We start from the raw sequence: 14,528 nt of genomic DNA on the forward strand, positions 1-14,528 counted from the left end.
GATGAGTGGACTGCAAATCAACGAAACCGGCAGCAGAACGCTACCCACACGGGATGCGTTGATTGAGGCCCTGTGCACTGTTTACGATCCTGAGATACCGGTCAATATCTATGATCTGGGATTGATCTATCGCCTGGAAGTGGATGCCGAGGGCAAGGTCGAAGTCGATATGACCCTCACGGCACCCGCCTGTCCGGTGGCGGGTACGCTGCCATACGAGGTCGGCAGAGTGATCGATGCAGTGCCGGGCGTCACCGATGCCACCATAAGGTTGGTGTGGCAGCCTCCCTGGAGCCAGGAGAGGATGAGTGATGAAGCAAAATTTCAGCTGGGACTACTTTAAAAATCCTTGCTGATTATACGGCAGGGCAGTTATTGGAAAGAGATGGTTTAGATCGTAAAAGCTGCTGAAAAGTTTTGAGTTGATAGGCTGCGCTTGTTTTTACATAAATTCTAAACTCAAAATTGTGGAAAGTCGCTTGCCAAATGGCTGATTAGAGTGGGCAACCAGGGTCCGTTTCGGTACTTTGTTTGCCTTAATTAGAGGTGTGTTATGGCAATTCAACTGACTGAGAGCGCCGCCGGGCATGTCAAATCGATGCTGTCTCATAGAGATGGCGCAATTGGATTGCGTCTGGGTACCAGAAAGAGCGGCTGTACCGGTTTCGCTTATGTGGTCGACTATGCAGTACGGGTGGGAGAGGATGATCGATTGTTCGAATCCCATGGTGTAAAAATCGTTGTCGATAGTAAGAGCTTGCCGATGCTCGACGGTATGACAGTGGATTATGTCAAGGCGAATATGCTCAATGAGGGTTTCGATTTCATCAATCCGAATAGCAAGGAACAGTGTGGTTGCGGTGAGTCTTTCAGTGTGTAAACAGCCGCCTCAAGGTCTGGAGAACGGGATGAGCGAAATCGACGAGATCGTGGAAAACTTCGAGTTTTTCGACAATTGGGACGGGCGTTATCAATACCTCATTGAACTGGGAGAGGCGTTGCCCGCCATGCCGGATGTTTTGAAGGTGGAAGAGAACTGGGTCAAGCCCTGTATGAGTACCGTTCACGTCTCAGCACATCGGGATGAAGACAATCCGGCGCTGATCTTTTTCAAAGGCGATTGTGATACCGCGATCATCAAGGGTGTGCTGGCGCTTTTGATAGACCTGCTATCCCATCGTACCTTGAGTGAAATTCATGAGTTGGACGTGGATGCTCTCTTCACGCGACTTAAGCTGCAGGAGCATCTGAGTCCGAGCAGGCATGTCGGCATCTATGCCATTGTGGAAAAAATGATCGAGAGGGCCGAGGCCCTCTCGAAAGTCGAGACATCAAAGCTCGAGCCAACCATTTTGTCGTAATCTGTAACGGCCTTCAAAGGCGTCTGCCATGGCCGTCTCTATCATTGTGCATCATCCGTGCACAGGATATGCGCATTAGACTCGCCAGACTGTGCCAATCCCTCAAGGTTCGATATGACCTGCATACTGGCCTCTTCCATCATGCCGATGTTGTTGATACTGGCCTGTTTATCCCCGCTTTCAAGATGAATAAGGGCCTGTTTGCCGTATTTGTGAACGTCCTGATGGGGTGCTTCGATTTCACGATAACCGGGAAGGTTGGAGAAGCAAGAAACCCCTTCGCCGTTATAATACCACTGGCCCAGGCGGCAACTCCTGTGATCAGAGAGCGCGTCGGCGGGGAGCTCGGCCAGACCGAGAAAGGCCTTGTAGATGCTGAACTTGAAAACCAGATGATCGAACTTCGCCAGCTCCACGAAGGTCCGCAGTGAGGTTGAGGAGATGGTCTCCTCCATCGATTTCGAAAGCTCGAATTGCTGTTTGATGGTTGCGATGGAATCTGAGACCTGATTCTGAAAATTGTGGGTTACATCCATCATCGATGACATGGTATCCATCGATTTCTTTGTCTCTTGCGTGATGGTGTCAACCAATGCGGCGATTTCCGTTGTAGCCTCCCGTGTACGCCCGGCCAGACTGCGAACTTCATCGGCGACCACGGCAAACCCCCTTCCCATCTCGCCAGCACGCGCAGCCTCGATTGCCGCATTCAATGCCAGCAGGTTGGTCTGTTCCGATATGCCCTGAATGATACTGACGAAATTACTGATGTTATCGGCGATCGTACCCAGTTTATCAACACTTTCGGAACTCTGTTGGGAGATCTGGGTGACACTGTCGATTTCACTGTGCATGACCTCGACGCTGGCGATTGCCTGGGTTGAAATCTCAGAACCGCGGATGGCATTCACCTTTTCATCTTTCATGTTCGTGGCTGTATGCATCAAAGAGTGCTGAAGCTCACTGAAAGAGTCACTCAGTGTGGAAAAATTTCCCAGTAACTGTTGTTGCAGATGCAGTTCTTTTGATTCCTCTTCAATCCGTTGACGCAATTGTGCATTCTCTTCCTGGAGTGTGGAGATCTGTGCGGCCTGCAATTCGACCTGACCGCTCTTCTCTTCCAACTGCTGTTGTAACTGAGAGATCTGTTTCTTATTAGATATGCCAAACATAAGAATTCTCGGATGAAGAAAGTTAACGACTACGAGTTTTACTGAATTAGATATGCCTATAGCGGCCGATAATCGCAAAAATAAAGGTTAAAAAGGTTACGAAAATGTAAAATACTGTGAGAAAACATAGACATCTTTATTAAAGGTATTGCTGTCGGTGCTGTCCCGGCCATATGTTGTATAACCTGGGGTCTTGCTTGGTTATAAGGTTTTGGATTAAATCCGGAGTGATCTATAACAGCTTTCGATGGGCAGCGAAATGTATGATTTCTTGTATCCAGCCGGGAGACATCAGCGGTCTCCTAGGGTACTTCAATCTTCATGGAGAGACGGTCCGATCGGTTATTAGCGATTCAGGGGCGTCGTTACCGGTCTAACTGCAACTCGATGGTGCCGGTGGCCTCGATGCGCAGTGTCTGACTTCCCGCAGCGAGTGTAGGGGCAGCAGATGCTCCCTCCAGGGCCATCATGTTGGCGCGCATTCGGAAAGGCTGAACCGGCCGGTCCGATGCCTGTATTGATATTTCCACCAGGCGATATGCGTTTCGTCCAAACTGTTTCGTCACCAGGTCAGCACGTTTGCGGAAGGCGTCGATCGCCTGCAGCGTCAGCGACTCCTCCACCTTTTCCCTTTGCGCCGGCGAGATTGCATAGCTGATTGAGTCCAGAGCCAGGGTTGACTGCAGCTGATTCAGCAGTTTACTCAGCCTGTCGCTGTGGGTGCTCTGCAGGCGGATCGATTGGCGTACACGCCAGCCAGTCAGCCTCTGCTGCTGGTAGATTGGCGAAGTCTGATAGCCGAGGGTCTGTACCTTGATGCCTTCTCTGCCTGTTGCTTCACTAACGGCCTGAGCGATCAGGCGGTTGACGCTATCAGTCAGCGATCCAGGGTCACTCCCCTCCTTCTGTGCATAGAGGACCGCGATCAGGGTGTCGTTCTCAACTTCAGCCGAAGCACTGCTGTGTAGTTTCACATGATCGTAGTGGTGGGTCTGTCCCTCAGCCTGTAGTGGGGATTGCGGCACCATCAGGCTGAGACAGACGAGGAGAGATGCGGGTAGTTTCTGTATGCTCGATCTGGACATGCAACCTCCTGTCATCGTTTTGGTTATGCCCATCTGCAATGGGTCGGCTGGTATCAGTCGCTGCTACCCGCTCACACACTGTCCGGGTTCAGACCTGTCGGTATAATCCTATAGTAATTGTCTGATAATTATGTACAACTGCCAATTTGTATCCATTAATGGGTAGGTGGAGCGGATCCACAGGCTTCCAGGGAAGATCGGATTCTTATCCTCCCGGCGAACTTAAAGTTATTGTCCAGTCAGGCGATATAGATTACTGCAGCTTGCAGGAAATAGTTGAAATTCCGCGGGTTGAAATGGAAGGCAATATTCCGCCCTCAGGTAATGAAGTGGTTCTGGAAAACAATAACATTATCGTATCAACATCGGGTGCTAAAGGGAGAATCAGGTAGGTAAACCGGGATTTCATGCATAGCAGCGGTCTCTGTAAAAGTGGACTGCTGGGTAAGCCGCACAATATCATCCGCCACCCGGATAACCCGCGTGGTGTTGTCAACAGGCTTTGGGAGACCATTGCTATTGGCGTAGCGTGTTTCGCGAACCACATTAGTGGGTCAAGCCATATGTGTGGAAGGGTTTAAGAGTTATGAAACGTCTGTACTTAGCCACCAGGCTGAAGGTCCTTGTAGCGGTTTTCGTTATCCTGAACCTGCTGACCATTCTATCGGTCCTGTTGTCGGGCGGTTACCAACACTGGCTCTGGATATTTCCTTTGCTTTCCATCTCAACTGCCGTGCTGGTCGGACATCGGATGAAGATGCCGTTCTATGTCATGCAGGAGATCGAAAGGGCATTGCAGGAGATGCTTCAGGGGCAGTTCACTTCCCGCATTACCAGGGTGCCCTGGATGGGGGAAGCAGGGCATATCGCATGGAACCTGAATGAATCGCTGGATCAGTTAGAGACATTCTTCAGAGAGGTCAAGACCAGTTTTGAGCTGGTTTCCAACGGCCGCTATTATCGCCGCACCTTGCCTACTGGATTGCATGGTGAATTGGAAAAGACTCTGGCGCGTATCAATGAATCACTGGATGCAATGTCAGAAAATGCAAATTATATCAAACGCAATGAAATGGCGGCTGAGCTGCAGGAACTGAATACCAGTCAGATCATGAGCAATCTGTTGCTGAGCCAGAATGATCTTATACGTATCACCGATGAGATGCAGAAAGTCTCTTCCATAGCCACTGACAACATGCAAAAGGCCGAAGAGAATCAAGAGGCGGTGTCACATGTCGTCGATTCCCAGACCAGAACCCTTGGCCTGATAGAGCAGAGTCACCAGACCATGGGTAAACTCAATACCATGAGCGATGAGATAACCGGCATCCTGGGCATGATCGGTGAGATTGCCGACAAGACCAATCTATTGGCCCTGAACGCCTCCATTGAGGCGGCACGGGCCGGTGAGCACGGCCGTGGTTTCGCGGTGGTGGCGGACGAGGTGAAAAAGCTGGCCGAGAGCACCAAGACAGCGACCGATGAAATTCGTGGTGTGGTGACCACCTTTCAGGGTGAAACTACAGTGATGCAGTCCCACTCCGATGAAATGCTGGAAATGGCGAACAGTGTGCAGAAGGCTGTGGAGGAGATGAACACCAGTTTCAATCACTTCGCAGACAGGGCGCAAAAGACCTATGTCTCCGTCAATTTTGCACATGACATCTGCTATGCCTCACTGATCAAAGTGGATCATATGATCTACAAGCAGAAGGCCTACAAGTCGTTTTATGCGGGAACCGATAATCCCGATGCTCAGGCCGTGCTGGTGGATCACCATAATTGCCGGCTTGGCAAGTGGTATTATGAAGGTATTGGCAAGGAGAGCTTCGGTCACCTGCCAACCTTCAAGCAACTCGAGACGCCGCACACGGCAGTACACAGCCACGGCCATGCAGCACTCAACTATCTGTCGGAGGATTGGCAAAAGGATCAGCAACTGCAGAAAAAGATTATAAGCACTTACACGGAGATGGAACACGCAAGTGACCAGGTGATGGATCGTATCGATGCCATGATTTCTGAGAAACACAACTAGCAGGGGTGGGGCCATGAAGCGAGCTATCACGCCGACCGATCGGGAAATCCTTATGGATGAGAACGATTTCATCGTCTCCAAGACGGATTTGAAGGGACGCATAACCTACGCCAACCGTATCTTCATGAAGATTGCCGGTTACAATGAAGGGGAACTGCTTGGTGTACAGCACAATATTATTCGTCATCCCGACATGCCGAGAGGGGTCTTTCGTCTGTTGTGGAATGTGATCGAGTCAGGGAATGAGTGCTTTGCCTATGTCAAGAATATGGCGAAGAGCGGTGACTTCTATTGGGTTTATGCGAATGTCACGGTCGATTACGACGATAACAACAATCCCATCGGCTATTTTTCGGTTCGCCGCAAACCCAGCAGGGAAGGAATCGAAGCCATGATTCCAGTCTACAAGGAGATGTTGAGGATCGAGCAGCAGGCCGGTGCGCGCGATGCCCCCAATGCATCGTTGCAATGGCTGGTGGATGTGCTGAAGAGCAAGAATACGACCTATGAAGAGTTCATTCATACCTTGGGTCATTGATATTCAGTCAAGCTATTGAAACTGATTCGCCATGCTATTGACAGTCATTGTTGTTCACATTCCTGAATCCGGGTGATTTCTTTGTTCGATTCGGAATGCGGCATTCCGGAGTAACCTGTCGATTCTCCCTGATTAATTTTGAGTCCTGATTCATAGGTATTTGTAACCCACTCGTTATTGTTGGATGGGCTGTTATTTATGAATTGATCGAAGGGTTGCAAATCAATGATGGCTCGAAATTAAGAGAGGGCCAAATTTATCAGTCACGGGATTGTTCCCATAGGGTGTGTTGTAACGGAAAAGGTACATCCTTTCCAAACAGCGCTACACTAAACACTCTATGAGTCAGGGAAAACGAATATCTGATCCGTTTCGTCTACTGTTCGGTCGTGAGAACAGTGCCATCTGGCTGGTTGCCGTCGTAGGTTTGAGTCTCTCGTTTGCCGCCATGTTGCTGATGCGGCAGCAACTGGAGGCACACAGCATGCTGGACTTTGAATGGGTTGCGCACAATCGTATCCGTGCCCTGACGCATGGTATAGATAACAGCATGCTCGCAGTGACTACTCTTCGCGACCATGTCATAGCATCCGGCGAGGTCAAGGGTGAGGAGTTCCAACTGTTCGCCAGCTCCCTGCTGGATCGCTACCAGGGTGTTCAAGCGCTGATCTGGACGCCGCGGGTCAAAGGTACGGATCGGGATCGATTCGAAGCCTCAGTTACATCGGGCAGTAAAACCTTTCAAATTTCGGAAGGCGACGGACATTTCGAGCTGCTGCCAGCCGCTGAACGGACAGAATATTTTCCAGTGAGCCATGTCGCCCCTGAGAACAATGGCACCATACCGTCCGGGTTTGACCTGGGGTCGATACCCAAATTTGCTGACGCCTTGTCACGCGCCAGAGATCTGGGACGGATGGAAGCGAGCGGAAGAATCGCATACCCGGTGTCACAGGATGGCGTTGAGTACGGTTTCATGGTCGCCAGTCCGGTGTACGCTGAAGGTGAAGCAACTGATACGGTAAGCCAACGCCGTGCAAACCTGAGTGGATTCTTAGTTGGTTTTTTTCGCCTTGCCAGTCTGACCAATGCCGCCATATCGTTACTGGAACCACGGGGCGTTGAGATCTTGATTCTGGATGAATCGGCTCCGGCAGCTGAACAATTTTTGCATTTTTACACCAGCCGACTCTCCCCCAGGCGAATCGGGGTTGACGAGTATGAGGGTTGGATGAATGATCCGGATGAGGCGAAGGTCATGGAACGCGTGCGGATCGCCGATCGTGTGTTGGCGATCGTCTGCGGCCGAACCAATATGTTCCGCAGTGCCGAGGCATTTCAGGAAGGCCCCTGGATGGTGTTGATAGCGGGATTGCTGTTTACCATGTTGTTGGCATTCTATCTGGCCAGAATACGCGAGAATATCCGACAGCGCTCGGCCATGGAACTGCAATTGGTCGAGCGGGAGGAGTTGTTCCGGCAAATGACAGAGACAGTGGACGAGGCGTTCTGGTCCACGGCGGTGAATGAAGGCAGATTGCTCTATCTCAGTCCCACCTACGGCAGGATGCTGGGTATCGCCAGTGATATCAAACGCCAATCCTTACTCGATGCGGCCTATCCCGAAGATCGGATGAAATTAAGTGAGGCGCTGCTACGTATCAGCCGCGAGGGTGGCGATGTTGAGGTCACACACCGGATTCAACGTGCAGATGGTACCCTGCGATGGGTGCGAACGCGGGGATTTGCTGTGCGCGACATGGATGATCGGATTTACCGCCTGGTAGGCTTCATCGAGGATATTACCGAGCGAAAGCTGGCTGACGAGGCGCTGCGCGAATCCGAAGCCAAGTTGAGAGATCTGTTTCAGCAGACACCTGATATCATTATGACCGTCGATCGCAAGGGTAAGATCCTATTGATGAACCGGTCGATTCCGGCACTGCCGGCAGAGAGGGCGGTTGGGCGAAACTCCCTGGCACTGATGCCGAGAGATTTTCGTAAATGGTTCCGCAAAGCGTTGAAAAAGGTGTTCCGCAAGGGAAGTACCCGGCAATTTCAATATTCGGCAGACGATGGCACCTATTGGGAGGGGCGTATTGTACCCATATCCAGTAGCGAGGGTGCAGTGACGGCCGCGATGGTTATCGCCGGTGATGTCACGGAAAAGCGCAATCTGGAGGCTCAGGCTTTGCGTAACGCCCGTCTCGCCTCCATCGGTGTGCTGGCTGCCGGTGTGGCGCATGAGATTAACAACCCCAACAACGCGATACAGTTCAACGCGTCATTGATTTCACGGGGTTGGCAGGATATCACACCCATATTGAACGAATATTATGAGACGCATGGCAATTTTGCGTTGGGCGGTATGCCTTTCTCAGAGGCCAGGGAGAGTTTTCAACAACTCCTTGCGGGAATAACCGGTAACTCAGACCGCATTCGTCGCATCGTGCAAAACTTAAAGCACATGTCCCGGCAAGATGCTGGTGAGCTCACCGAAAAGGTGGATATCCAGCAGGTCCTGGAGGAGACAGTTATGATTCTCCACAATCAGATCCAGAAGTTCACCGATAACTGTTCCACGGATATACCGGACGACCTGCCTCCGGTGCAGGGTAATTCACAGCAACTCGAACAAGTATTCATCAATGTTTTATTGAATGCGTTGCAGGCTCTGCCCGATCGAAGCAAACGAGTGAATATCGAGACCGGCTACGATAGTGACGAGAGTGAATTATGGGTGGCTGTCCATGATCAGGGTCGGGGCATATCGGAAAGGGACCTGAGTAAATTGACTGAACCCTTTTTCACCACTCGGACAGACGCCGGCGGTACCGGTCTGGGCCTGTCCATTTCACGCTCAATTGTGGAGCGGCATGGTGGCAGTATGGGTTTCGAATCGGTATTGGGTGAAGGGACCTGTGTGACAATCCGCTTCCCGGTCATTCAGAAGGCATGAGGGTACAACAAGATGGAGCATGAATCGAAGATGGCTTTCCCGGTTGTACTGGTGGACGATGAATCCAGTGTACTGTTCAGTTCCAAGATGATTCTGCAAAGTGCGGGTATCAAGGAGGTACTTACGCTCGGGGATAGCCGGGAATTGATGCCATTGCTGGCTGAGCAGGATGTGGCGGTGGTGGTATTGGATTTGTTCATGCCTTATCTGTCCGGTACACAGTTGCTGCCGGAGGTCGTCAGAGAGCATCCAGAGCTTCCGGTAATCGTCATGACCGCAACCCAGGAAGTGGAGACTGCGGTTGCCTGTATGAAAGGGGGAGGTTTTGACTACCTTGTAAAACCGGTGGAGGAGAATCGCTTCGTCTCGAGTGTGAAGCATGCCATGGAAGTCAGGGCTTTACGCCAACAGGTGAGTGCCCTCAGACGCAGTCTGATGACGGATCAGCTGGAGCATGGGGAGGTATTTTCCAATATTGTTACAGTCAGTCGGAAAATGCGCTCTCTATTCCAGTATTTGGAGGCTATCGCAGTCTCTACGGAGCCTGTGCTTATTTCGGGTGAGACAGGCACCGGCAAGGAACTGCTGGCAAAGGCCATTCACCGGTTGAGTCATTGCAAAGGCGCCTTTGTTCCGGTCAATGCGGCTGGACTGGATGACACTCTGTTTTCGGATACCTTGTTCGGTCATCGCAAAGGCGCGTTCTCCGGAGCGGACACAACTCGAGAAGGCATGGTTGCCAAAGCAGAGGGCGGCACCCTTTTTCTTGACGAAATAGGTGATCTGACAAACGCCTCCCAGGTTAAGCTGCTGCGGCTTCTGCAGGAGCGACGCTACTATCCTCTGGGTTCGGATATGGCTAAGGTTTGTAACACCAGGATCCTATGTGCGACCAACCGCAATCTGAATGAACGCATGTCTGCCGAGTCATTTCGCTCCGACCTCTACTACCGTCTTAGCGTGCATCAAGTGGAGATACCGCCATTACGTGAGCGCGAAGAGGATATTCCTGCACTGGTGGCCTACTTTATCTCAGAGGCCGCTGATTCCCTGGGAAAAGGCGCGCCTGAAGCGAGCCCTGAATTGTTGACTCTACTTGCGAACTATCATTTTCCGGGCAATATCCGAGAGTTAAGGGCGATGGTCTTCGATGCGGTGGCGCGCCATAAATCGGGTCATGTGCTTGGGATAGAGAGTTTCCGCAACACGGTCAAGTTACAGCAGGTGGCTACTGAAGAGAGACAGGATGAGATTGCCGCCGTGGAAGGGCGATTTCCAACCCTGAAAGAGGCAGAGCAGTTGCACATTGAGAAAGCGCTGGATCGGGCGGGGGGAAATCAGGGTACCGCCGCCGCCCTGTTGGGTATTTCACGACCCGCTCTAAACAGACGCTTGGCTCGCATGCGGGCACGCTGATTTGAGGGCTGTCAATATGAAATGTTGTTACCGGTAACAGCCACTAGATCAGGCTCAGTATCGCAACGATGGAAAAAATGCCGATGATAAACAGCATTGGCATCAAAAAGAAACTGAATGAAGGTTTGACCATTCCGGCATTGTTTCTAGACTGCATATTTCGCTCCTTTAAAATAGTGTCATTGTATATGGCATGCTATGGCTGACGGGGTGAGTGTAAGTACGCTATGCGTTGAGCATGCTGTAGACTTTATTTGCCGCATCCAGCTCCTTCTTCAGCTTTTTACGATTCGTCGTTGAACTCTCCCTGGTCAGTTTCTTTCGCAGTTTTTGTTTCTCCGCCTTGACTTGGCTGAGATAGCACTTCAGTTTTTTCCGTTGTTTTTCCCGCTTTTTCTCAACGGTGTCTAGAAGGAAGTTTATTTCTTTAACCAACTCTTGATGTTTCATTGATTTCCTTTGCCTCCACATAGGGATTTGAATGCTATCTACATTACTCACACGCATGAATAGTGCCAACCAGATGGATTTGTGATTAGCGGTTGAAAATCAGATAGATAGGGTGATTTATAGAAACAGGGGAGGCAAATGATAGGTGTAACAAGATGAACGCACTTCCCTGCTGTCGTCAGGTCTATATTGCTATAGGTCTTGTAGATCAGAAGGTTATAATGCCTTATTCGTCATACTGTACGGCATGTAACAGGTTAAAATGTTACACCCCCCTTGATGACATCATCCCAGTAATCGCCTTTCACCCAACCAGATGGCAAGGCGTTGCAGAGGGTGGCGATTCCCGCCGGGTCGCCAGGTACGGCGTAATCGGTTTTGGTAAGCATCGAACTGGAGACCCCATGGTGCGGCCAGGACCTTCCCTCTACCGAGTAGGATTTTCAATACCTGGGTTGCGGCAAGGCCCGCGCACAATTCGCATCCCATTGGTGTGGAAGGCCCCTTTTTGGCCACCAGGTCAATCCGTTCGGGTAATACCAGAGAGGTGGCGTGAAGTGCGGCTGGCGCCAGGCCGACGAGAAAGTGCAGATATTGCTGATACTCGCCTTTTCCTTCCAGCTGAAAGTACGCTTCAAAGTTCATTCCATCAGGCAAAAAATTGAGCAATGCCGATCCCATCCCCAGAGGTGCAGCGGTGACTGCAGGGATCTTCATCCGATCACAGGCGGAAAAAAGAGCCCGTCTCGCTTCGAGGGCAAAGAAATCAAGTCCATCCAGATAGAGATCACAATCACTGAGAAAGTACTCTGCCCGGGCAGGTTCCACTCCCCGCTGGAACTGATTGATATCGAGTTCGGGATTGATCGACAGGGCCATTTCCAGCAGTACATCGAGCTTGGGTCGGCCAATCGTTGTCAGGTTGGCGCCCGCCTGGCGATTGAAATTCTCGATTGCAAAGGTATCGAAGTCAGCCAGATTGAAGCCCCCCACGCCAAGCCGGGTCAGGGTCAAAAGATGGCTGCCCCCCACCCCTCCCAATCCGGCAATGGCGACTCGGGAGTTGCGCAGTCGCTGCAGCTCCGACTCCGTTACCCAGCCGGTGGTACGTGAAAATGCCTTATGGAAATCAAACTGGATCATTGTACTGCCGATCGTCCATTTGCGATTTTCCCTGCCATGACTGGCTATCCAATTCACTACGAATTAAATCGTATAGCGTTAAGATTTGGGGGTTCATGTGACATGTCAGATCACTGCGTGGCAACTCATACAGCGCTCGCTCGCCTTTCAGCTCAAAGGTGGAGCTGATCTGCCTGAACAGTAATCCATAACGTTTCAGATGGCGTTGCAATCTCGGTTCCATCACCACCAGGGCGAAATCGAGCTTGCAGATATCCACCATGGCGATGGCCGAAAGATAGAGACCGATGGAGATGTTGGGGAAATTGCGCCGTTCATCCTTGGTAAAAAGTGTAGGATTATGACTGCCGAGGATAAAAGGTTTACCGGCCTCATTGGCCCGCCGGCGAAAACAGCTCGGTACCGCCAGGCGGGATATCTCCCCAACTTTGCTCTGGGTAAGGCGACTCAGATTATCACTCCCGGTGATATCGATGTCGTGGAGCTGACAGGGCAGGCGGGCCTGCCTGTTGCCGGCCGGTGGTACTACCAGACGTACGCAACCGGCGATATCCCCCGTCCGTTTGTGCTCCAATAGGCAGTGATGTGCGTAGTTGTCACATTCATCACGCTCGAGACGACTCTCATTCAACGGTTCCCAGCCCAGTTCCTCGGCATAGACCTGATAACGAATGCTATAGCTGAATCGCCTTTGGTGGTGTGTTGCTGCGTAACGGGGATAAAAGTAGATCGAAAAATTCCTTGCCAGGTTATCCATTCCTATCTCCCTGATATAGTACTAATGCCGGATATAAGGTTATGGCATGATTTCCTGATGGCGCTCAGTCTCAACAGACTATCGAAATAGTGTGATTGATCCGCTGCAGTTGCCATGTGAGACAGGCAGTAGTCCTATAAACATAGTCAGTCTCCGGAGAAGAGACAAATGTTTCAGATCGCTTGGAAACCCGAACTGCAGCAAAGAATTGCTTTGTCCCGGATCCATACCCTTTCCTCAGGCTGTGGACAGGTTTGAGAATGGTGCTGTGTGCGGTAATTGACCTGGATCACGGTTTGCTCTTTTGATTGTTAATTAAATGTTACATTGAGCGCTATATTTACGTCCACATTGGTGTCGGAAGATATAGGGATGTGGTAGGGATGCAGTAGACATGAAGTACTTAATAAAGATGTATATATCACTGATCGAGTCATTAGGAATTTACACCACGGATCAGCTCTATGAGTTGATCAGCACCAAACAGCACGGAATGCCCATCTCCCGTCATCGTGCTGCGGTCATGCAGAGTCGCATTTTTTTCTTCAGTGTGATTTTTGCGGTATTGGTGCCCGCCTGGTCGGTAATCGATATCCTCTATCTGCCCCAAGCGCTGTGGAGTGAATTATTGCTGATCCGTTTACTGGCTGCCGCCAGCTTCGCAATCATTGCCTGGCAAACCCGCAGAGAACCCAATCTCAAGCTGGCCCGCATGCTGCTTGCCGCCATGTTGGCGATAACGCCACTTTTCTACCTCCTCTCGGATCAGATCATTGCAGATCAACAACTCGGCGGAACGGCCATGATACTGGCGGAAGTCTATGCCCTGCTACCCTTTGTCATGGTGGCTGGTCTGACACTGTTTCCATTGACTATATCTGAGTTTCTCAGCTATGCCGTGCCGATCTTCCTGGTGGTGGTTTACTCCGTCTATCCGGAGAACCCGGCTGAGATTGCCGAAGCCGTCTCAACGCTCTGGCTGCTGATACTGTTGCTGGGTGTCGGCCTGTTTGCCTCAATGACCCAGCTTCGCTACATGCTGTCGCAGGTCAGTCATGCCAGTTACGATATCCTGACAGGCATGCTCTCCCGTCGTGCCGGCATCGAGATACTCGAATTGCAGTTTCGTCTGGCGCTGATGAGTGAAAAACCCCTGTCCATCCTCTATTTTGATCTGGATAATTTCAAGGCAATCAACGACACTTACGGCCATGATACGGGTGATACCGTATTGAGAGTCGCCTCCCGGCAGATTCGCGATACGGTGAGAAAAGGGGATAGTGTCATTCGCTGGGGCGGTGAAGAATTCATTGTCGTACTCCCCACTGCCGATCATAAAGAGGCAAACGATGTCATTACACGGATTATGCTGGCCGGTCTCGGTAATCGACCGGATGGCTCACCCGTCACCGCCAGCATCGGTATAGCTGAAGTTCAGCAGGACAGATTAAAAGACTGGAAATCCCAGGTCGAATTGGCGGATCATCGCATGTATACCGCCAAATCCAACGGCAGGGCACGCTGCGTTGGGGTCGGTGGGCATTCGACGGAGTGGGTGACGGCCCTGGAGCAGTCCGCTGGTTTTTAATTGTCTGTCCAAGGCAGATTC

At 51.1% G+C, this 14,528-nt stretch carries 13 protein-coding genes; 8 read left to right on the forward strand and 5 right to left on the reverse strand.

Annotated elements, in window-relative coordinates; all coding sequences use genetic code 11:
* Nucleotide 1 precedes the first annotated feature (1 nt).
* The 3 genes from AB8516_RS15775 (at nt 2) to AB8516_RS15785 (ending at nt 1,361) form a co-directional block, all read left to right on the forward strand.
* Nucleotides 2-343, forward strand: coding sequence for an SUF system Fe-S cluster assembly protein (locus AB8516_RS15775; RefSeq protein ID WP_369162067.1), 342 nt, complete (start codon nt 2-4; stop codon nt 341-343).
* 210 nt (nt 344-553) lie between these two features.
* Nucleotides 554-880, forward strand: coding sequence for a HesB/IscA family protein (locus AB8516_RS15780; RefSeq protein ID WP_369162068.1), 327 nt, complete (start codon nt 554-556; stop codon nt 878-880).
* Nucleotides 881-908: 28 nt separating this feature from the next.
* Nucleotides 909-1,361 carry a SufE family protein gene (locus AB8516_RS15785; protein WP_369162069.1) on the forward strand — a complete coding sequence of 151 codons (453 nt, stop codon included), beginning with the start codon at nt 909-911 and terminating at the stop codon, nt 1,359-1,361.
* 41 nt (nt 1,362-1,402) lie between these two features.
* Here AB8516_RS15785 and AB8516_RS15790 read toward each other — a convergent pair whose 3' ends face one another.
* Both AB8516_RS15790 and AB8516_RS15795 read right to left on the reverse strand, forming a co-directional pair.
* Nucleotides 1,403-2,533, reverse strand: a complete 1,131-nt coding sequence (locus tag AB8516_RS15790; protein WP_369162070.1) for a methyl-accepting chemotaxis protein — start codon at nt 2,531-2,533, stop codon at nt 1,403-1,405.
* 365 nt (nt 2,534-2,898) lie between these two features.
* Nucleotides 2,899-3,618 (reverse strand): SIMPL domain-containing protein, encoded by a 720-nt coding sequence (locus AB8516_RS15795; RefSeq protein WP_369162071.1) that lies wholly within the window; start codon nt 3,616-3,618, stop codon nt 2,899-2,901.
* 586 nt (nt 3,619-4,204) lie between these two features.
* On the opposite strand from AB8516_RS15795, the gene AB8516_RS15800 reads away from it, so the two are divergent.
* From AB8516_RS15800 to AB8516_RS15815, 4 genes are all read left to right on the forward strand, one after another.
* On the forward strand, nt 4,205-5,656 hold the full coding sequence (locus AB8516_RS15800; protein WP_369162072.1) for a methyl-accepting chemotaxis protein: 1,452 nt from the start codon (nt 4,205-4,207) through the stop codon (nt 5,654-5,656).
* Between the two features lie 13 nt (nt 5,657-5,669).
* Complete coding sequence (locus tag AB8516_RS15805) at nt 5,670-6,194, forward strand: PAS domain-containing protein (RefSeq protein WP_369162073.1); 525 nt, start codon at nt 5,670-5,672, stop codon at nt 6,192-6,194.
* A 340-nt stretch (nt 6,195-6,534) separates the two neighbouring features.
* A complete protein-coding gene (locus tag AB8516_RS15810) occupies nt 6,535-9,153 on the forward strand; it encodes a CHASE domain-containing protein (RefSeq protein WP_369162074.1) in 2,619 nt (872 codons plus the stop codon).
* A gap of 12 nt (nt 9,154-9,165) precedes the next feature.
* A complete protein-coding gene (locus tag AB8516_RS15815) occupies nt 9,166-10,569 on the forward strand; it encodes a sigma-54-dependent transcriptional regulator (protein ID WP_369162075.1) in 1,404 nt (467 codons plus the stop codon).
* A 225-nt stretch (nt 10,570-10,794) separates the two neighbouring features.
* On the opposite strand, the gene AB8516_RS15820 is transcribed toward AB8516_RS15815, so the two are convergent.
* The 3 genes from AB8516_RS15820 to AB8516_RS15830 form a co-directional block, all read right to left on the reverse strand.
* Nucleotides 10,795-11,019, reverse strand: coding sequence for a hypothetical protein (locus AB8516_RS15820; RefSeq protein ID WP_369162077.1), 225 nt, complete (start codon nt 11,017-11,019; stop codon nt 10,795-10,797).
* 285 nt (nt 11,020-11,304) lie between these two features.
* Nucleotides 11,305-12,162, reverse strand: a complete 858-nt coding sequence (locus AB8516_RS15825) for a ThiF family adenylyltransferase (protein WP_369162079.1) — start codon at nt 12,160-12,162, stop codon at nt 11,305-11,307.
* The gene (locus AB8516_RS15830) at nt 12,149-12,919 is read right to left on the reverse strand and encodes a PEP-CTERM/exosortase system-associated acyltransferase (protein WP_108294758.1); all 771 of its coding nucleotides are present in this window, start codon (nt 12,917-12,919) and stop codon (nt 12,149-12,151) included. Before AB8516_RS15830 ends, AB8516_RS15825 begins: the two co-directional genes overlap by 14 nt.
* A 394-nt stretch (nt 12,920-13,313) precedes the next feature.
* Between AB8516_RS15830 and AB8516_RS15835 the strand changes: the two genes are divergently transcribed.
* Nucleotides 13,314-14,507 (forward strand): diguanylate cyclase, encoded by a 1,194-nt coding sequence (locus tag AB8516_RS15835; RefSeq protein WP_369162081.1) that lies wholly within the window; start codon nt 13,314-13,316, stop codon nt 14,505-14,507.
* Nucleotides 14,508-14,528 lie beyond the last annotated feature (21 nt).

Source organism: Candidatus Thiodiazotropha sp. LNASS1 (assembly GCF_964212655.1).
Lineage (GTDB): Bacteria > Pseudomonadota > Gammaproteobacteria > Chromatiales > Chromatiaceae > Thiodiazotropha.